Consider the following 18,694-nt stretch of genomic DNA (forward strand, 5'->3'; position numbering starts at 1 on the left):
GTGAAGCTGTCGAAGGTGTATCCGGAGCCCCCGAAGACGAGGTAGAGGCTCTCGCTCGTCTCCGGCTGGTTCTCCAGCGCCGTGCTCACCTCCTGCCAGCCGTCGGTCGCCGACACCTCGACGGTGCCGAGGAGTTCACCGTCGGGCGCGTCGGCGCGCACCTCGATCGTGCCGTCGCCCTCGGACTGCACCCGCGCGGAGAACTCGCTCGCGTCGCTGAGGAGGTAGGGGTCGAAGGAGATCCACTGGCCGTCCTGGACGTCGGTGACGGCGTCGGCGCCCTCGGCCCCCTCCGCCGCGCCCTTCGTGACGCCCTCTGCGGCGTCCGAGAAGTGCTCGGCCTGGCGGTGCTTGGGCTGGGTGGTGTGCTGGTCGTGGACGGTGAGCGGGGGCAGGTCGCCGTTGCCGCCGTCGGTGTACTGGGCGTCGAAGACCCCGAAGACGTTGGCGGCGGCGTCGTGACCGCCGTCGGTCGAGGTCTTGATGGTGCCCTCGCAGCCGCTGGCGGAGGTGAGCGGGTGCCCGTGCTGGTCGTGGCCGAGGATGTAGTTGACGGTCACGTTCTCGCAGTCGATCTCGCCGTCCTCCGGGTCGGTGACGGTCACCTCGAAGGGCACCTCGTCACCGAACTCGAAGAGCTGGCCGTCGGCCGGCAGCTTCAGCTCGACGGTGGGCGCGGTGTTCCCGACCGTCACCTGGACGTTGGCAGACGCGGTGTCGCCCGACTCGTTGGTCACGGTGAGCTGCGCCAGGTAGGTGCCCTCCTCCTCGTAGGTGTGGCTGGTCTCGGCGCCCTCGCCCGTGGTTTCGTCGCCGAAGTCCCAGGCGTAGCTGAGCTCTTCGCCGCTCGGGTCGCTGCCCTCGCCCGTGAAGGTGACCTCCAGGGGCGCGGGGCCGCTCGTGACGTCGCCTTCGGCGGTCACGGTGAGCTGCTCGCCCGGCGTGCCGCCGCCCTCGGCGTTCTCGATGCGGTAGAGCGCCGAGTTCTCGTCGCCGCCGAAGTAGCCGGTGCCGTAGTCGAGCACGTACAGGGCGCCGTCGGGGCCGAACTCCATGTCCATCACCTGGGTGCCTTCCCAGGGGAAGTCGTTGATGGTGCCGGCCGCTCCGGAGTCGTCCTGCTCGATGCGCTTGATCCACTGCCGCCCGAACTCACCGGCGAAGAAGTCCCCGTCGAACTCCTCGGGGAACTTCACCTGCGAGTCCAGGTCGGCGTCGTAGCGGTAGACGGGCCCGCCCATCGGGGACTCGGAGCCGTCGCCGAACTCGGGGACCGAGTCGCCGTCGTAGGGAATCCACGCCGGGTTGGCGGCCGGGAGTTCCTCGATGCCGTCGTTGTGCGGCGAGTCGTTGACGGGGGCCGAGCAGTCGAAGGACTCGCCGGACTCCTCGGTGGCGAAGTCGTAGTCGACGTAGGCGTCGTTGTCACCGGTGCAGTACGGCCAGCCGAAGTTCCCCGCCTCCGTCACCTTGTTGAACTCGACCTGTCCGCCCGGTCCCCGCGCGGGGTCGGCCTCGCCCGCGTCGGGCCCGTAGTCGCCGACGTAGACGTGGTCGGTGGCCGGGTCGACCGAGATGCGGAAGGGGTTGCGGAAGCCCATCGCGTAGACCTCGGGACGGGTGCCCTCCGTGCCCTCCTCGAAGAGGTTGCCCTCCGGGATCGTGTAGGAGCCGTCCTCCTCGACATGGATGCGGAGGAGCTTGCCGCGCAGGTCGTTGGCGTTGCCCGCGGAGCGCTGCGCGTCGAAGACCGGGTTGCGGTCCTCGCGTTCGTCGATGGGGGTGAAACCGTCGGACTGGAACGGGTTGGAGTCGTCGCCCGTCGACATCAGCAGGTTGCCGTCGCTGTCGAAGGCGATGTCGCCGCCGACGTGGCAGCACTGGCCGCGGTCGGTGTCGATCCGGAGGATCTCGGTCTCGCTGGAGGCGTCGAGCGTGCCGTCCTCGTCGAGGGTGAACCGGGAGAGCTGGTTGTAGCCCTGGAACGGCTCGAAGTCGGCCGCGGTGCCCGTCTCCGGTGCGTCGCCCTCGGGGGTGTCGAGGGGCGGCGCGTAGTAGAGGTAGATGTGGCGGTTCTGCTCGAAGTCCGGGTCGACGCCGACTCCTTGGAGCCCTTCTTCGTCGTGGTCGTAGACGTCGAGCGTGCCCGCCTGCGAGGTGCCGCTGCCGTCCGACTGCGTGAGCCAGAGCGTGCCTTCGCGGGCGGTGTGGAGGACGTCGCCGTCGGGCAGCACGGCGAGCGTCATCGGCTCGCCCGTCTCCTCGACGCCCTTGGCGAGTTCGGTCTGCTGCAGCTCGGCAGCGGCCGGCCGGTCGTCCGCCGGGGCGGCCTGGGAGGCGGGAACGCCGGTGACGACGAGTGCGCCACCGATCGTCAACGCACCCGCGGCTGCCGCGAGGCGGGTTCGGAGTCTGCGGAATCTCCTGTGCACGCGTCTCCTCCTGGGGAAGATCACGAAAGGTGACGGATACGGACGTGTCGTTGACCGTCGTGCTCTGCACAGGCGCGCGCCGTCGCGCCGGGTAGGGGTCGTCCCGATGTGTCCGGAGCCCGGGAGAGAGGGGGGTGGGCGGCTCATGTCCGGAACACATCAAGGACGGTAGCCATCTTTGTCGCTTACGGAAACCCCTACGGCAGCAGGGAAGTTGGCTTTATCCACCGCGGGGACAAAGAACGCCGTAGGGCAGCGCCGTCTTTCCGGATCGTGGACAAGCGGAACGGGCGGGAGGGCGGGACGCGCACTCGAGCGCGCCCCGCCTCCCGCACCGCCGCGGCCGTCTCAGCTACTGAAGGCGGCGTCGAACGACGCCTCGGGCGGGTCGTAGTCGAACGCCTTGAGGCGGCGCAGCGCTTCCGGAGCGCCCGCGAGCCTGTCCATGCCCGCGTCCTCCCACTCGACGGAGACCGGCCCTGCGTAGCCGATCGCATGGAGCATCCGGAAGATGTCCTCCCAGGCGATGTCCCCGTGCCCCGCCGAGACGAAGTCCCACCCGCGCCGCGGGTCGCCCCAGGGCAGGTGCGAGCCCAGCCGCCCGTTGCGGCCGTCGAGCCGGGTGCGGGACTCCTTGCAGTCGACGTGGAGGATGCGGTCCCGGTAGTCCCAGAGGAACCCCGCCGGATCGAGGTCCTGCCAGACGAAGTGGCTCGGGTCGAAGTTGAGCCCGAACGCCGGGCGGTGGTCGACGGCCTCCAGCGCGCGGGCCGTCGTCCAGTAGTCGTACGCGATCTCGCTGGGGTGCACCTCGTGCGCGAACCGCACCCCCTCGGCGTCGAAGACGTCGAGGATCGGGTTCCAGCGGTCGGCGAAGTCCTGGTAGCCCCGGTCGATCATGCCGGGCGGCACCGGCGGGAACATCGCCACCAGGTGCCAGATCGACGAACCGGTGAACCCGACGACGGTGTCGACGCCGAGCTTCGCCGCGGCCCGCGCCGTGTCCTTGATCTCGGCGGCGGCGCGCTGCCGCACGCCCTCGGGATCGCCGTCGCCCCAGATCCGCGGCGGCAGGATGTTCTCGTGGCGCTCGTCGATCGGGTTGTCGCAGACCGCCTGGCCGACGAGATGGTACGAGATCGCCCAGCACTCGAGCCCGTACTTCTCCAGCAGCGCCTTGCGGCCCGCCACGTAGCCCGGCTCGGCCAGCGCCCTGTCGACCTCGAAGTGGTCGCCCCAGCAGGCGAGTTCGAGCCCGTCGTAGCCGAACTCGCTCGCCAGCCGACAGACCTCCTCCAGCGGCAGGTCCGCCCACTGGCCTGTGAAGAGGGTGAACTTTCTTGGCACGGTGACCTCCTGACGGTGTACGGGAGCGGCCGCTAGCCGAGTGGTACGACCGGGGTGTGCACGCCGTTCTTCGCCGCGCTCTCCTCGACGGCCGCGAGGACGCGCTGCACCTGGAGCCCGTCCGCGAACGTCGGTGCCGGCTCGGTGCGGCCCGCGATGGCGCGGATCAGGTCGGCGGCCTGATGGGTGAAGGTGTGCTCGTAGCCGAGGCCGTGGCCCGGCGGCCACCAGCCCTCCAGGTAGGGATGGTCCGCCTCGGTGACGAGGATGCGGCGGAACCCCGCCTCGCGCTCGGCGAGCGTGTTGTCGTGGAACTCCAACTCGTTGAGGCGCTCCAGGTCGAAGCGGAGCGAGCCGAGCGTTCCGTTCAGCTCGATGGTGAGCGCGTTCTTGCGGCCGGCCGCGACGCGGCTCACCTCGAACGAGGCGAGCGCTCCGGCCGCGGTGCGGCCGTGGAAGAGCGCGGTGTCGTCGACGGTGACGGTCCCGGTGCCGCCGTCCCCGCCGGGCAGCGGGCGCTCGGTGACGAACGTCTCCAGCTGCCCGGAGACCCAGGAGAGCGGCGACCCCGCGAGGTACTGCGCGAGGTCGACGGCGTGGGCGCCGAGGTCGCCGAGGGCACCGGAGCCCGCGGTCTCCTTCCGCAGCCGCCACGCCATGGGCGCCTGCGGGTCGACGAGCCAGTCCTGGAGGTAGTGGGCGCGGACGTGCCGGATCTCGCCCAGCCGCCCCTCGGCGACGAGCTGCCGCGCGAACGCGGCCGCCGGGACGCGCCGGTAGTTGAACCCGACCATCGCCAACTGCCCGCGCTCCTTGGCCGCTTCGGCCGCCGCGACCATCGCCTCCGCCTCACCGACGGAGTTGGCGAGCGGCTTCTCGCAGAGCACGTGCTTGCCGGCCGCCAGCGCCTCGACGGCGATCTCCGCGTGGCTGTCGCCCGGAGTGCAGACGTCGACGAGCTGGACGTCGTCCCTGTTGATCAGCGCCCGCCACTCGGTCTCGGCGGCGGCCCAGCCGAGCCGGTCGGCCGCGGCGCGCACCGCCTGCGGGTCGCGCCCGCAGACGGCGGCCATCACCGGGTCGAGCGGGAGCCGGAAAGCCCGGCCGACCGTGCGCCACCCCTGGGAGTGCGCCTGGCCCATGAAGGCGTATCCGACCATGCCCACACCGAGTGGCGGTGGTGCGGAGTCTGGCTCGTCGGTCTCGTGCGGCATGGGGCTCCTCCCTGTCGGGCGTGTGTCGTTCGGTGCTGCCGGGGCGCGCGGCGGTATCAGGTGAAGCCGATCGGCAGGTACTGGTCGACGTTCTCCTTGGTGACCACCGCGGAGTAGAGCGTGATCTGCGCGGGGATCTCGAACTCGGAGAGGCCGCCGATCCCCTTGCCCTGGCCGAGGGCGCGCGCGAGGTCGATCGCGGAGGCCGCCATCGTCGGCGGGTAGAGGACGGTCGCCTTGATGACGCCCTCGTCCTTCTTGATCGCCTCCATCACGCGCTTGGAGCCGGCTCCGCCGACCATCATGAACTCGTCGCGGCCGGCCTGCTCGATCGCCCGCTCGGCGCCGACGCCCTGGTCGTCGTCGTGGTTCCAGAGCGCGTCGAACTCGGACTCGGCGCGCAGGAGTTGGGACATCTTCGACTGTCCCGACTCGACGGTGAAGTCGGCCGCCTGGCGGGCCACCTTCTTGATGTTCGGGTAGTTCTTCAGCGCGTCGTCGAAGCCGTCGGTGCGCTGCTTGGTGAGCTCCAGGTTGTCGGGGCCCGACAGCTCCACGACGCGTGCGTTCTTCTTGTCCTTGAGCTGCTCGCCGATGTAGTGCCCGGCGTTGAGCCCCATCCCGTAGTTGTCGCCGCCGACCCAGCACCGGTACGCCTGCGGGGAGGAGAAGATGCGGTCGAGGTTGACGACGGGGATGCCGGCGCGCATCGCCTTGAGTCCGACCTGGGTGAGGGCCTTGCCGTCCGCGGGCAGCACCACGAGGACGTCGACCTTCTTGTTGATCAGCGTCTCGACCTGGCCGACCTGCGTGGCGTTGTCATTGGAGCCCTCGGTCACCTCCATGGTGACGTCCTCGTACTTCTTGGCGCGGCTCTTCGCCTGGGTGTCGATGGCCTTCAGCCAGCCGTGGTCGGCCTGCGGTCCCGCGTAGCCGATGGTGACCTTCTTGCCCGGCTTGTCGTCGGCGATCTGCGCCTGCTCCGCGCCGGACGCCTTGTCGTCGTTGCTCTCGTTGCTCGTGCACCCGGTGGCGAGGAGCGCTGCCCCCGCCGCGGTGCCGAAGAGGAGGTTGCGGCGGCTGGTTCTGGCGAGCGGTGTCGGTTTCTCTGCACTCATTGGGAGTTACGCCCCTTCTGTACCAGGACTGCGGCGACGATGATGGCGCCCTTGGCGATCTGCTGAACGTCGGTCTGGAGGTTGTTGAGCGCGAACAGGTTGGTGATCGTGGTGAAGACGAGCACCCCGAGCACCGAGCCGAGGATGCTGCCGCGCCCGCCGCTGAGCAGCGTGCCGCCGATGATCGCGGCGGCGATGGCGTCGAGTTCGTAGAGGTTGCCGTTGGTGCTCTGGCCCGAGCCCGTCAGCACGACGAGCATGAAGGCGGCGATGCCGCAGCAGAGCCCGGAGAGCAGGTAGAGCAGCAACCGCTGCCGCTTGACGGCGATGCCGGCGAGCCGCGACGCCTCCGGGTTGCCGCCCGTGGCGACGGTGCGGCGGCCGAAGGTGGTGCGGTTGAGGACGAGCCAGCCGAGCACGGCCACCGCGAGGAAGATGAGCACCAGCGGCGGCACGCCCAGCACGTACGACTCGGGCACGCCCAGTCGGAGGACGGCGTCGACCGTCACCACCTGCGTCTCGCCGCCGCTGATCTGGAGCGCGAGGCCGCGCGCCGAGGCCATCATCGCGAGCGTCGCGATGAAGGGGACCATCGGCCCGTACGCGATCAGCAGCCCGTTGACGAGCCCCGCGCCGAGCCCCACGAGCACGGAGCAGAGCAGCATCCCGCCGAGCCCGAGGTCCTGCGTGGCGACGGTGGTCGCCCAGACCGACGCGAGCGCCACCATGGAGCCGACCGACAGGTCGATGCCGCCCCCGATGATCACGAACGTCACGCCGACGGTGACGACGCCGACCACGGACGCCTGGGTGAGGATGAGTTGGAGGTTGTCACCGGTGAGGAAGTCGTCGGGCTTGGTGAAGGCGCCGATCGCGGCGAGCACCAGCAGGACGCCGATCAGCGAGAGTTGGCGCCCGTCGAGCCGGCTGCCCGCGAGCAGGCCCCGCAGTCCCGAGCCCGTGCCCGCAGGCGGGGGCATGGGCTTTCCGGGGTCGACGGGCGGGTCGGACTGCCGGCCCTCGGCCGAGGCGCCCTTGGGAGAGTTCAGCACGAGGGGCTCCCTTCCATGACGAGGTCGAGCACCCGGTGCTCGTCGAGCTCCCGGGCGGGGGCGGTGTGTACGACGCGGCCCTCGCGCAGCACCAGCACGCGGTCGGCGAGGCCGAGGACTTCGGGCACTTCGCTGGAGACGAGCAGTACGCAGACGCCGGAATCGGCGAGCCGCCGGATCACGGCGTAGAGCTCGGAGCGTGCGCCGACGTCGACGCCGCGGGTCGGCTCGTCGAGGAGGAGGACCCGGCACTCCCGCAGCAGCCACCGGGCGAGTACGGCCTTCTGCTGGTTGCCGCCGGAGAAGGTGCGTACGGGCCGGTCGGGGCGGTCGGGGCTGAGCGCGAGGTCGGAGGTGCGGCGGTGCGCGGCGGCCCGCTCCTTCGCACGGTCGAGCCAGCCGCCGCGGGAGAACCTCGGCAGGGAGGAGACCGAGACGTTCCTCGTCACCGACTCCAGCATCAGCAGCGCCTGCGACTTGCGCTCCTCGGGCGCGAGCCCGATCCCCGCCCGCACGGCTGCGGGTATCCGTCCCGCCGGCAGCTCCCGGCCGTCGACGAGGACGCGCCCCGCGGTGGGCTTGCGGGCGCCGTAGAGCGTCTCCAGGATCTCCGAGCGCCCGGAGCCGACGAGTCCGGCGAGGCCGACGATCTCGCCGGGCCGCAGCTCCAGATCGAGCGGCGCGAACTCGCCCTCCCTGGCGAGCCCTTCGGCGCGGAGCACCGGGTCGGCACGGGCCGGCTCGGCGGGCCGCTCGGGGAAGGCGTACTCGACGTCGCGTCCCGTCATCAGGGAGACGAGCCGCTCCGTCGGCGTCTCGGCCGCCGGGAGGTCGCGCGCAGCGACCCGGCCGTCCTTGAGCACCGAGACGCGGTCCCCGATGCGCCGGATCTCCTCCAGGCGGTGCGAGATGTAGACGACCGCCACGCCCTCCGCCGTGAGTCCTGCGACGATCCGGAAGAGGTTGTCGACCTCGTCGGGGTCGAGCGCGGCCGACGGCTCGTCCATCACGATGAGGCGGACGTCGTGCGACAGGGCGCGGGCCATGGAGACGATCTGCGCGCCGGCCGCCGAGAGCGCGCCGACGAGCGTGTTGGGGTCGATCTCCGGGTGTCCGAGCCTGGCGAGGAGCGCTGCGGTACGCGAGCGGGCCGCACGGGGCCTGACGAACCCGCGGCTCGCCACCTCGTGGCCGAGGAAGACGTTCTCGGCGACGGAGAGGTGCTCCACCAGGTCCAACTCCTGGTAGATCGTGGCGATTCCGAGCCGCATCGCGGCGACGGGCGCGTCGAGCCCGACGGGCTCGCCCTGCCAGCGGATCTCGCCCTCGTCCGGCCGGTGAGCGCCGGCGAGCACCTTGATCAGTGTCGACTTCCCCGCCCCGTTCTGGCCGAGCAGGCAGTGCACCTCGCCCGCCTCCACGTCGAGTTCGACGCCGTCGAGGGCGCGCACACCGGGGAAGGACTTGGTGATTCCTGACATGGTGAGGAGTGGTGCCATGGCGGGCCTTCCGTGCGTACGGGCGGGATCGGTGCCTGGGTCGCGCGGCTTGCGGTGGTGTGCGGTACGGCGGACTCGGGTCCGTCGTCGTGCGGCTGGGGGTCTCGTGCGTCGGCAGGGCTCGACGGCGGCCGACGGCGCGGCTGTCCTGAGCGGTTGCGCGTCGGCGGACCGGTCGCGGGTGGGCGGCTGGTGTCGGCTCGGTGCGGTCTCGGGCCGCCGCGGCTCCGGGAGCGTCCACTCCGGGGCCGGGGTCGGCGTACGGACTTCCTTGCTGCGGTGCGGTGTTGCGCCAGGGACGTGCCTGCGGTGCTGGTGGTGCGGGCCGTGCGGGTGGTACCGGTGGTGCGCTCGCCGGTCAGGCCGGCGAGAAGAGGTGGTCGCTGGTGAGCCTGGCGGCCCCCGTCACGCCGGCGAGCTGTCCCAACTCGCCCAGGACGATGGGGAGGTTGCCGGTGGCGAGCGGCAGCGACTGGCGGTAGACCTGCGAGCGGATGCTGGCGAGCAGGGTGTGCCCGAGCCCCGTCACCCCGCCGCCGATCACGACGAGTCCGGGGTTGAAGAAGCTGACGAGCCCGGCGATCACCTGGCCGACCCGGGCGCCCCCGGAGCGGATCAGGTCGAGCGAGGTGCCGTCGCCCGCGGAGGCGGCCGCGGCGATGTCGACGGCGGTGAGGCCGCCGGCGCCGGCGAGGCGGCCCGCGAGCTCCTCCGAGCGCCCCTCCTTCGCCGCCAGCTCGGCGTCCCTCGCGAGCGCGGAGCCCCCGAAGTACGCCTCCAGGCAACCGCGGTTGCCGCAGGCGCACGGGCGTCCTTCGGGCTCCACCTGGATGTGCCCGATGTCGCCCGCGCTCCCCGTGGTGCCGCGGTGCACGGCGCCGCCTGCGACGACGCCGCACCCGATACCCGTGCCGATCTTGACGCAGAAGAAGTCCTGCACGGAGCGCGCGACCCCGGCGTGCATCTCCCCCATCGCCATCAGGTTGACGTCGTTGTCGACCATCACGGGGCAGCCGAGCTCCTGGCTGAGCACCTCGCGGACGGGGAAGCCGTCCCAGCCCGGCATGATCGGCGGCGCGACGGGGACGCCCTCGGGGAACCGGACGGGCCCCGGCACCCCGACGCCCGCGCCGTCGAGCCCGTCGGCCACCCCGGATTCGCGGAGCTTGGCGACCATCGCGAGCACCTGGTCGAAGACGGCGACCGGGCCCTCGCGCACGTCCATCGGGTGGTTGAGGTGGCCGAGGATCTCCATCTCCCCGTTGGTGACGGCGACGTCGACCGACGTGGCGCCGATGTCGACGCCGAGGAAGCGGAGTTCCGGCGCGAGCCTGATGTTGTGCGAGCGGCGCCCGCCGCGCGAGGCCGCGAGGCCGTCGGCGACGACGAGGCCGGTCTCCAGCAGGCGGTCGACCTCGACGGCGAGCTTGGAGCGGGACAGCTCCACGCGGTCGCCGAGCTCCGCGCGGGAGCTCGGCCCGCCGTCGCGCAGCAGACGCAGCAGGCGCGCCTGGTGCACGTTCGCGGGCCGGGCCGTCATCCGCCTCACCGCTCCTCCTCTTGGGTACGCGTGGCGACGCGCGGCCGGCCACGCGCCGCCGAATTGCCGGCTGCGGGTGGGCCGTTGCCGGCGTCGACCGGATTGCTCAGGGAACGTAGCAGCGACGCCCACAGTTGGGAAGAAGTTCTGCACGAATCGCAATTACTTCTTCCCGGTTGAGGACAAAGCACGGGACGCAACGCCACGTCCGGGAGCGGCCGGACGCCAACGTCGGCGTGCGTCAAGGAAGTTGAAGCGCACCATGAAACCCCTGCCCGAACCCCGTACAGGCGTCTCGGTCGCGGTCCTGCGATAACGGAGAATGGAGCGTACGGGCGGCGGGACCCCGGCGCCCTTCGACCACGGCAGCGGGAGCGGCGGCATGGGAAGGGTCACCGAGCGCAGGAAGGTGCTGCGGATCAGGGAGGGCGCGGTGAGCGAGCGCCCCGACACCCTCGCGGGCGAGGAACCGCTGGAGATCCGGCTGGGCGGCAGGCCGCTCGCCGTCACCATGCGCACCCCCGGCGACGACTTCGCGCTCGCCGCCGGCTTCCTGGTGAGCGAGGGCGTCCTCGGCAGCGCGTCCGAGCTGGTGCGGATCGCCTACTGCGCGGGCGCGCTCGTCGACGGGCAGAACACCTACAACACCCTCGACGTACGCCTCGCCGAGGGCGTCGCGGTGCCCGAACTCACCCTGGAGCGCAACGTCTACACCACCTCCTCCTGCGGCGTCTGCGGCAAGGCGAGCCTCGACGCCGTCCGCACCACGGCGCGTTGGGAGCCGGCGGAGTCGGAGGCGCTCCGCCTCGACGTCGAGGTGCTCCCGCTGCTGCCCGAGCGGCTCCGCGCCGCGCAGCGCGTCTTCGACCGCACCGGCGGCCTGCACGCCGCCGGGCTCTTCACCAGCGACGGCGAACTCCTCGACATCCGGGAGGACGTGGGCCGCCACAACGCCGTCGACAAGCTCGTCGGTGCCGCGCTCCAGCGCGACCTGCTGCCGCTGCGCGACTCCGTGCTGATGGTCTCCGGGCGGGCCAGCTTCGAGCTGGTGCAGAAGGCGGTGATGGCCGGTATCCCGGCGCTCGCCGCCGTCTCCGCGCCCTCCTCGCTCGCCGTCGACCTCGCCGCGGAGACGGGCACGACGCTCGTCGGCTTCCTCCGCGGGCGCTCGATGAACGTCTACGCGGGCGCGGAACGCATCGCGCTACCCGCGCACGCCCCCACCGGCTGAGGTCGGCTGCCCACCGGCCGGCGCGTGGGCCGCCTCGGGCTCCTCGGCCGGCGCGGCACGCGCCCAACGCCGGGCGAGGAACGCGCAGACGACGAGCTGCATCTGGTGGAAGAGCATCAGCGGCAGCACCGCGAGCGCCGCGCCGCTGCCGAAGAGGACGCTCGCCATCGGCAGTCCGGCGGCGAGCGACTTCTTCGAGCCGGCGAAGGTGAGCGCGATCCGGTCCTGCCGCACGAAGCGGAGCCGCTTCGAGCCGTACCAGGTGAGCAGCAGCATCACCGTCAGCAGCACGGCTTCGACGGCGAGGAGCGCGCCGAGCCGCAGCGGCGTGACGGCACCCCAGACCCCCTCGGCCACGCCTTCGCTGAACGCCGTGTAGACGACCAGCAGGATCGCTCCGCGGTCGACGGTCATGGTGATCCCGCGGTGCCGCGTCAGGAGGCCCCCGATCCAGCGGCGGAGCAACTGCCCCGCGAGGAACGGCGCGAGGAGCTGGCAGCCGATCTCCACGAGCGCGGTGGCCGACAGCCCCGCGTAGCCGCCGATGAGCCAGGCCGCGAGGAGCGGCGTCGCCACGACGCCGAAGAGGCTGGAGTACGTACCGGCGCAGATCGCCGCCGGGACGTTGCCGCGCGCGATGGAGGTGAACGCGATCGAGGACTGGATCGTCGAGGGGACGAGGCAGCAGAAGAGCAGCCCCGTCTGGAGCTCCGGCGTGAGGACGTGCGGGACGAGTCCGGCGGAGGCGAGGCCGAGGAGCGGGAAGAGCGCGAACGTGCAGAGCAGCACGGCGAGATGGAGCCGCCAGTGGCGGAGCCCGTCGACGGCCTCCTTCGTCGAGAGGCGGGCGCCGTAGAGGAAGAAGATGAGGCCGACGGCGATCTTGGTGGCCCAGGAGAAGCCGTCCGCCATTCCGCCCTGGGCGGGGAGGAGGACGGCGACGAGGACCGTGCCGAAGAGCAGCAGGATGAACGGGTCTACGAGACCGGCCAGGCGGCGCATGTGCTCCCTCGTCGCGGTCGGGCGGCCGGAGGCGGCCGAACGCGCCCGAACGCCGGGCGGCCGGCGCCGGCAATGCCGCTCTGCGGAACTGTACTTCCGCACCCTCCCCCTTCGGTCGACGCGGCGCAAGGTCGCAAAGGTTCCGTGCAGATTACCGGTGGGCCTGGCAACGACTGTGCGTCCAACCCGTCGTAACCGCCCCAATCGCAAGACTGACCAGGGGAGATCGCTGCCCGAGCGGCTGCGGATCGGTTACGGTCGCTCGCGCTGGGTCCGCAGCCGAGGGCTGCACGCCCGGCTTCGGAGGCACGTCGAGGAGCAGAGCCATTGCAGGAGTTCACCGTCCCGGCCGTGTCGAAGACACCCCACGCCGGGGGCCTCGCCGACACCGTCTTCGAGCACGCCGAGCGCGAGAGCGGCAGGGTGGCGCTCGCGCGCAAGGACGCGAGCGGCGGATGGCAGGACGTGACCGCGGGCGAGTTCAGGGACGAGGTCCTCGCGCTCGCCAAGGGGCTGCTCAGCGAAGGGGTGCGGTTCGGCGACCGGGTCGCGATCATGTCCCGCACCCGTTACGAGTGGACGCTCTTCGACTACGCGCTCTGGTCGATCGGCGCCCAGCCCGTCCCCGTCTACCCGACGTCCTCGGCGGAGCAGGTGCGCTGGATCATGCACGACGCCGAGGTCTCGGCCGCCGTCGTCGAGCACGAGGACCACGCGATGACGGTCGGCTCCGTGATCGACTCCCTGCCGAAGCTCTCCCGGCTCTGGCAGCTCAACTCCGGCGCCGTCGGCGAACTCCGCGAGCGCGGCGCAGGCCTCGACGACGAGGTCGTCCACCGCCACCGCCTCGCCCTCACCCCCGACTCGGTCGCCACCGTCATCTACACCTCGGGCACGACGGGCCGCCCCAAGGGCTGCCTCCTCACCCACGCCAACTTCATGTCCGAGGCCGACAGCGTGCTCGACGGCTACAGCGAGGTCTTCGCCAAGCCGGGCGAGCAGCCCTCGCTGCTGCTCTTCCTCCCACTCGCACACGTCTTCGGGCGCATGGTGGAGGTCGCCGCGCTCCGCGGCCGGGTCGTCCTCGGCCACCAGCCCAGCATGACCGCCGACGCGCTCCTCCCCGACCTCGCCTCCTTCCGGCCGACGTTCATCCAGGCGGTGCCGCACCTCTTCGAGAAGATCTACCGCGCCGCGCGGAACAAGGCGGAGTCCGAGGGCAGGCTCGGCCCCTTCGAGAAGGCCGAGGACGTCGCGGTGCGGTACGCGGAGGCCGTCGAGCAGCGGTCGTTCGGCACCGGCCCCGGACCCGGCACGTCCCTGCGGATGCAGCACCAGCTCTTCGACAAGCTCGTCTACGGGAAGCTCAGGGCGGCGATGGGCGGCCGGTGCCGCAGCGCCATGTCCGGCGGTTCGGGGATGGAGCGCCGACTCGGACTCTTCTTCCACGGCGCGGGGTTGCAGATCTACGAGGGGTACGGCCTCACGGAGACCACCGCGGCGTCGACCGCCAACCCGCCGGGGCGCATCCGCTTCGGCACCGTCGGCACCCCGCTCCCCGGCACCTCCGTCTCGGTCGCCTCCGACGGCGAGGTGTGGCTCCGCGGCGGCCACGTCTTCTCCGGCTACCTCCACCACCACCAGGCGACCGGAATCGCCCTGTACGACGGCTGGTTCGCCACCGGCGACCTCGGCTCGCTCGACGAGGACGGCTACCTCACCCTCACGGGCCGCAAGAAGGAGATCCTCGTGACCGCGGGCGGGAAGAGCCTCTCCCCCGCTTCGCTGGAGGAGCGGGTACGGGCGAGCCCGCTCGTCGCCCACTGCCTCGTCGTCGGCAACGACCGGCCCTACGTCGCAGCGCTGATCACCCTCGACCGGGACGCGGTCGCGCACTGGCTGTCGATGCGTGGCAAGCCGGAGCTCGCACCCGCCGAACTCGTCCGCGACGCCGACCTGGAGCGCGAGATCCGCCGGGCCGTCGTCGCCGCCAACACCCACGTCTCCAAGGCGGAGTCGATCCGCACCTTCCGCGTCCTCGCCGGGCAGTTCACCGAGGAGGACGGCCTCCTCACGCCGTCGCTGAAGCTCCGGCGAGCGGCGATCGAGGAGCGCTACGCGGAAGAGATCGCGGGCCTGTACCGGTGAGCCGGGCGCGCCGACGAGAGCGCGTGGGGAATGCACCGGCGGGCTTGATCGTTGACGATGACGAGTAAGACTGTCGATTCGCACGTGAGGACCTGAGGCGTGAGCAACGTTCCCACCATTACCCTCAACAACGGCGTCGAGATGCCGCAGCTCGGTTTCGGCGTCTGGCAGGTCGCCGACGACGAGGCGGAGCGCGCGGTGGGCAGGGCTCTCGAGGCCGGCTACCGCAGCATCGACACGGCCGCCGCCTACGAGAACGAGTCCGGAACGGGCCGGGCGCTCGCCGCCTCCGGCATCCCGCGCGACGAGCTCTTCGTCACCACCAAGCTCTGGAACGCCGACCAGGGGTACGACCCTGCCCTCCGCGCCTTCGACGCCTCGCTGGAGAAGCTCGGCCTCGACCACGTCGACCTCTACCTCATCCACTGGCCGCTGCCGGGGGTCGACAAGTACCTCGACACCTGGCGCGCCCTGGAGCGCATCCTCGCCGAGGGGCGCGCGAGGGCGATCGGCGTCTCCAACTTCCAGCCGGCGCACCTCAAGCGCGTGATCGACCTCGGCGGCACCGTCCCCGCCGTCAACCAGATCGAGCTCCACCCGCAGCTCGCGCAGTCGCTGCCGCGCGCCTTCCACACCGACCACCACATCGCGACGGAGGCGTGGTCACCGCTGGGTCAGGGCAAGGGGCTGCTCGACGAGCCGGCGCTCACCGAGATCGCGGAGAAGCACGGCAAGACGGCGGCGCAGGTCGTCCTCCGCTGGCATCTCCAGCTCGGCAACGTCGCCATCCCGAAGTCGGTGACGCCCTCCCGCATCGTGGAGAACTTCGACGTCTTCGACTTCGAGCTGGACCGCGCCGACCTCGACGCGATCGCCCGCCTCAACACGGACACGCGTCTGGGCCCCGACCCGGACACCAACAACTTCCTCGGCTGAACCGCCGGGCGTCCAGCTCCCGTCGACGGAGTACGACGAACCCCTCGTCCCCCTGGACGAGGGGTTCGTCCGCTCTCGGGCCCGTTGCCCACAACCATCGGGAAGCATAAATTCCGGGTATGGAGCTGGAGTTGCGTCACCTCAGGCTAGTTCATGCGATAGCGGACGCCGGCAGCCTCACCCGGGCGGCCACCTCGCTCGGCCTCGCCCAGTCCGCCCTCAGCGGCCAGCTCAAACGTATCGAACGCGCCCTCGGCGGCCCGCTCTTCGACCGCGGCCGCACGGGCGCGAGTCCCACCCCGCTCGGCCAGTTCGTCCTCGAGCGCTCGCGGGTCCTGCTGCCCGCCGTCCACCGGCTCCAGGACGACGCGGCCCGCTTCACCGCCAGCTCCGACACCGCGCCGCGGTTCCGGATCGGCGCGACGCACGGCCCGCTCCTCGGCGGCCTCGTCGACCGCCTCGCCGCCGCCCGTCCGCACACCCCGCTGAGCACGCGCACCTCGTGGTCGGTGACGGAGCTGAGCGCTATGGCGGCCACGGGGCGCCTCGACTACGTCCTCGTCGGCGCCTGCGGGGACAGCCCTCCCCCGACCGACGACGGCCTCGCCTGGCGCGTGATCGGCGAGGACCCCGTCTTCGCGATGCTTTCCGAGACCCATCCGCTCGCCGCCGGGAGAGAGTTGGAGCTCGGCACGCTCGCCGGCGAGTGGTGGGTCTGCGCGCCGGGCGACGGCTGCTTCGCCGACTGCTTCGCCGCCGCCTGCGCACGCGCCGGGTTCACGCCGGCCGCGCTCCACGAGGCCGACGTCGTCTCCTGTACGCACCTCGTCCGCGTCGGCCGCGCCGTCGGCCTGTGCCGGGCGACCTTCGCGCCGACGCCGGGCGTCGTCACCGTCCCCCTCGCCGGCAACCCGCTCCGCTGGCGCCACCTCCTCGGCTGGCACCCCGATTCCCCGGCCGCCGACGCCGCCCCCTCGGTGACGTACCAGGCGCGGCGGGCGCACCGGGAGGCCGTCGCGCGCAACCCGGCGTACGTCAGATGGCTCGCCGAGCGAAGACACGGCGCGCAGGGAACCGGCCTCGACGCCGCGGCAGGCTGACTCAGCGCGTGTACCGGGCGAGCCCGGAGGTCTCCAGCTCGCCGCCCAACTCCGCGGGGAGCGGCGCCGATTCGCCGTACTTGCCGTGCACGACGCCGCGGTACTCGGAGCCCGGCCGGTCGGGGCGGCTGAAGAGCGACCAGGTGCCGGTGCGGGGATCGACCTGGAGGAGGAGCCGGACACCGGCCGCCGCGTACCAGGCGGTCTTCTCGTTGATCCCCTTCAGACGCTCGCTCGGAGAGATCACCCCGACGGCCAACTGCACCTCCTCGGACTCCAGTAGCCAATCGTCCATGTCCTTGAAGGCCCTCGGGCCCACGGTGAGGTCCGGGGTGGCGTAGTCGTCGTCGTTCCCTGCCATGGGGACGGAGACGTTCTCGAAGGCTTCGTATTCCGCGGATAGATGGGGACGAACGGCGTCCCTCACGTCGATGACGATCCCGGCGTGCTTGCCCGTGGGTCTCGGGGGCATCAACAGGCTTCCGCCGATGATCTCGTCACGCATGCCGGTGGCCTCCTCGATCCGCCCCGCAGCCTCGCGCAGACGACCGGGGCGTACGGGGATCGAGTGGTGCGCCGGACCGGTCATGTCTCCTCCTCGCCGAGGTGCTACCGAGCCCATCGTCCTGGGCCTCGGGCACCGCCACGAAGCATCACCCGGCATATCACCCTCCCGTGCACCCCGGACCGGAAGTCTCTTCCGGTAGCGCCTCCACGGGAGTCGACAGCCAACGCAGGGTTTCCATCGCACCATGAGAGGGTCAATTTGACAGGTACACGGCTTGAACGGCGGTGGCTACGTTGATCCGCGCACCCCCACACGAGGAGGCAACATGGTACGGATACGTAGCATGGCCGCCGGTTCGGCACTCGCTGCCGCCTGCGTCCTCGCACTCACCGCGCTCCCCGCCAACGCGGGCCAGCCGGCCCCCGACTCCGCAGCGGGCTCCCCCACGGCCGCCGAGCTCCCCGCCGGGATGCTCGACGCCATGCAGCGCGACCTCGGGCTGAGCAAGGGCCAGGTGACCGAGCGCCTCGCGGCGGAGGCGGAGGCCGCCGACGTCGAAGAGGCGCTCGCCGAGCAGTTGGGCGCCAGCTTCGGCGGCGCCTGGGTCTCGGGCGCCGACGCGAAGCTCACCGTGGCCACCACCGACGCGGCCGAGGTCGGCGCCATCGAGGCGCGCGGCGCGGTCGCCAAGGTCGTCGACCACAGCCTGAAGGACCTCAAGTCCCTCCAGAAGACCCTCGATTCGGCGGGCGTCGAGAGAGACGCCGCCGTCCGGTCGGTCGACGTCAGACACAACGCGGTCACCGTCCGCACCTCGGACACGGCCGCCGCCGAGCGGACCGTCACCAAGGCGGGCGTCGACCCGAGCGCGGTGCGCACGGTCAAGTCCGCCGAGGCGCCCCGCACTTACTACGACCTCGTGGGCGGCGACGCCTACTACATCAACGGCACCTCGCGCTGCTCCATCGGGTTCTCCGTGAGCAACGGCAGCCAGCAGGGCTTCGTCACCGCGGGCCACTGCGGCAGGCCGGGCGCCAGCACCACCGGCTACAACCAGGTCGCGCAGGGCACCTTCCAGGGCTCCACCTTCCCCGGCAGGGACTACGCCTGGGTCGCCACCAACAGCAACTGGACGGCGACCCCGTACGTCAACGGCGGCGCCGTCCGCGTCTCCGGCTCGCAGCAGGCGTCGGTCGGCTCGACGGTCTGCCGCTCCGGCTCGACCACCGGATGGCACTGCGGCGCCATCCAGCAGCACAACACCAGCGTCACCTACCCCGAGGGCACCATCACCGGCGTCACCCGCACCTCGGTCTGCGCCGAGCCCGGCGACTCCGGCGGCTCCTTCATCTCCGGCAGCCAGGCTCAGGGCATGACCTCCGGCGGCTCCGGCAACTGCTCCTCCGGCGGAACCACCTACTACCAGCCCGTCAACCCGGCGCTCTCCGCGTACGGCCTCAGCCTCACCACCGGCTGACGCACGCACCCCGGGGCCGGGCACGCACGAAGGTGCCCGGCCCCGGGCACGTCTCAGACCGCCCCGTGGCCCGCCGCGACCTCCTCGACG

14 protein-coding genes are annotated in these 18,694 nt (G+C 71.7%); 5 read left to right on the top strand and 9 right to left on the bottom strand.

Features of this window, described 5'->3' with window-relative positions:
- The 7 genes from UWG_RS30100 to UWG_RS0114940 all read right to left on the bottom strand — a co-directional run.
- Nucleotides 1–2,432: PQQ-dependent sugar dehydrogenase (locus UWG_RS30100; protein ID WP_016908020.1), on the bottom strand; the 2,432-nt coding region annotated here is incomplete at its 3' end.
- Between the two features lie 348 nt (nucleotides 2,433–2,780).
- Nucleotides 2,781–3,779 carry a sugar phosphate isomerase/epimerase family protein gene (locus tag UWG_RS0114915; RefSeq protein ID WP_016908021.1) on the bottom strand — a complete coding sequence of 333 codons (999 nt, stop codon included), beginning with the start codon at nucleotides 3,777–3,779 and terminating at the stop codon, nucleotides 2,781–2,783.
- A 32-nt stretch (nucleotides 3,780–3,811) separates the two neighbouring features.
- On the bottom strand, nucleotides 3,812–4,993 hold the full coding sequence (locus UWG_RS0114920) for a Gfo/Idh/MocA family protein (protein WP_016908022.1): 1,182 nt from the start codon (nucleotides 4,991–4,993) through the stop codon (nucleotides 3,812–3,814).
- A gap of 56 nt (nucleotides 4,994–5,049) precedes the next feature.
- Nucleotides 5,050–6,111, bottom strand: a complete 1,062-nt coding sequence (locus tag UWG_RS0114925; protein WP_016908023.1) for a substrate-binding domain-containing protein — start codon at nucleotides 6,109–6,111, stop codon at nucleotides 5,050–5,052.
- Nucleotides 6,108–7,091, bottom strand: a complete 984-nt coding sequence (locus UWG_RS0114930) for an ABC transporter permease (RefSeq protein WP_050988576.1) — start codon at nucleotides 7,089–7,091, stop codon at nucleotides 6,108–6,110. The genes UWG_RS0114925 and UWG_RS0114930 overlap by 4 nt, the downstream gene beginning before the upstream one ends.
- A gap of 65 nt (nucleotides 7,092–7,156) precedes the next feature.
- The gene (locus UWG_RS0114935) at nucleotides 7,157–8,662 is read right to left on the bottom strand and encodes a sugar ABC transporter ATP-binding protein (RefSeq protein WP_016908025.1); all 1,506 of its coding nucleotides are present in this window, start codon (nucleotides 8,660–8,662) and stop codon (nucleotides 7,157–7,159) included.
- Nucleotides 8,663–9,020: 358 nt separating this feature from the next.
- Complete coding sequence (locus tag UWG_RS0114940) at nucleotides 9,021–10,202, bottom strand: ROK family transcriptional regulator (RefSeq protein ID WP_016908026.1); 1,182 nt, start codon at nucleotides 10,200–10,202, stop codon at nucleotides 9,021–9,023.
- A gap of 382 nt (nucleotides 10,203–10,584) precedes the next feature.
- Between UWG_RS0114940 and fdhD the strand changes: the two genes are divergently transcribed.
- Nucleotides 10,585–11,433, top strand: a complete 849-nt coding sequence (gene fdhD, locus UWG_RS0114945) for a formate dehydrogenase accessory sulfurtransferase FdhD (protein WP_029391463.1) — start codon at nucleotides 10,585–10,587, stop codon at nucleotides 11,431–11,433.
- Here fdhD and UWG_RS0114950 read toward each other — a convergent pair.
- On the bottom strand, nucleotides 11,407–12,435 hold the full coding sequence (locus tag UWG_RS0114950; protein WP_016908028.1) for a bile acid:sodium symporter family protein: 1,029 nt from the start codon (nucleotides 12,433–12,435) through the stop codon (nucleotides 11,407–11,409). The genes fdhD and UWG_RS0114950 overlap by 27 nt on opposite strands.
- 327 nt (nucleotides 12,436–12,762) lie before the next feature.
- On the opposite strand from UWG_RS0114950, the gene UWG_RS0114960 reads away from it, so the two are divergent.
- The 3 genes from UWG_RS0114960 to UWG_RS0114970 all read left to right on the top strand — a co-directional run bounded on the left by UWG_RS0114960 (nucleotide 12,763) and on the right by UWG_RS0114970 (nucleotide 16,619).
- The gene (locus tag UWG_RS0114960) at nucleotides 12,763–14,583 is read left to right on the top strand and encodes an AMP-dependent synthetase/ligase (protein ID WP_016908029.1); all 1,821 of its coding nucleotides are present in this window, start codon (nucleotides 12,763–12,765) and stop codon (nucleotides 14,581–14,583) included.
- A 99-nt stretch (nucleotides 14,584–14,682) separates the two neighbouring features.
- A complete protein-coding gene (locus tag UWG_RS0114965) occupies nucleotides 14,683–15,519 on the top strand; it encodes an aldo/keto reductase (protein ID WP_016908030.1) in 837 nt (278 codons plus the stop codon).
- Between the two features lie 119 nt (nucleotides 15,520–15,638).
- Nucleotides 15,639–16,619 carry a LysR family transcriptional regulator gene (locus UWG_RS0114970; protein WP_016908031.1) on the top strand — a complete coding sequence of 327 codons (981 nt, stop codon included), beginning with the start codon at nucleotides 15,639–15,641 and terminating at the stop codon, nucleotides 16,617–16,619.
- Nucleotide 16,620: 1 nt separating this feature from the next.
- Here UWG_RS0114970 and UWG_RS0114975 read toward each other — a convergent pair whose 3' ends face one another.
- Nucleotides 16,621–17,208 (bottom strand): Uma2 family endonuclease, encoded by a 588-nt coding sequence (locus UWG_RS0114975; RefSeq protein WP_016908032.1) that lies wholly within the window; start codon nucleotides 17,206–17,208, stop codon nucleotides 16,621–16,623.
- 244 nt (nucleotides 17,209–17,452) lie between these two features.
- Here UWG_RS0114975 and UWG_RS0114980 point away from each other — a divergent pair, with 244 nt between their 5' ends.
- Nucleotides 17,453–18,604, top strand: a complete 1,152-nt coding sequence (locus tag UWG_RS0114980; protein WP_474773290.1) for a S1 family peptidase — start codon at nucleotides 17,453–17,455, stop codon at nucleotides 18,602–18,604.
- Nucleotides 18,605–18,694: the final 90 nt, after the last annotated feature.

Origin of the sequence: Streptomyces xiaopingdaonensis (assembly GCF_000262345.1) — a bacterium.
In the GTDB taxonomy this organism is placed as follows: Bacteria; Actinomycetota; Actinomycetes; order Streptomycetales; family Streptomycetaceae; genus Streptomyces; species Streptomyces xiaopingdaonensis.

Coding starts and splice junctions, on each gene's coding strand:
- UWG_RS0114935 (WP_016908025.1), bottom strand. CDS start 8,662: ATGGCACCACTCCTCACCATGTCAGGAATCACCAAGTCCTTCCCCGGT.
- UWG_RS0114950 (WP_016908028.1), bottom strand. CDS start 12,435: ATGCGCCGCCTGGCCGGTCTCGTAGACCCGTTCATCCTGCTGCTCTTC.
- fdhD (WP_029391463.1), top strand. CDS start 10,585: ATGGGAAGGGTCACCGAGCGCAGGAAGGTGCTGCGGATCAGGGAGGGC.
- UWG_RS0114920 (WP_016908022.1), bottom strand. CDS start 4,993: ATGCCGCACGAGACCGACGAGCCAGACTCCGCACCACCGCCACTCGGT.
- UWG_RS0114970 (WP_016908031.1), top strand. CDS start 15,639: ATGGAGCTGGAGTTGCGTCACCTCAGGCTAGTTCATGCGATAGCGGAC.
- UWG_RS0114940 (WP_016908026.1), bottom strand. CDS start 10,202: ATGACGGCCCGGCCCGCGAACGTGCACCAGGCGCGCCTGCTGCGTCTG.
- UWG_RS0114980 (WP_474773290.1), top strand. CDS start 17,453: ATGGTACGGATACGTAGCATGGCCGCCGGTTCGGCACTCGCTGCCGCC.
- UWG_RS0114925 (WP_016908023.1), bottom strand. CDS start 6,111: ATGAGTGCAGAGAAACCGACACCGCTCGCCAGAACCAGCCGCCGCAAC.
- UWG_RS0114930 (WP_050988576.1), bottom strand. CDS start 7,091: ATGCCCCCGCCTGCGGGCACGGGCTCGGGACTGCGGGGCCTGCTCGCG.
- UWG_RS0114975 (WP_016908032.1), bottom strand. CDS start 17,208: ATGACCGGTCCGGCGCACCACTCGATCCCCGTACGCCCCGGTCGTCTG.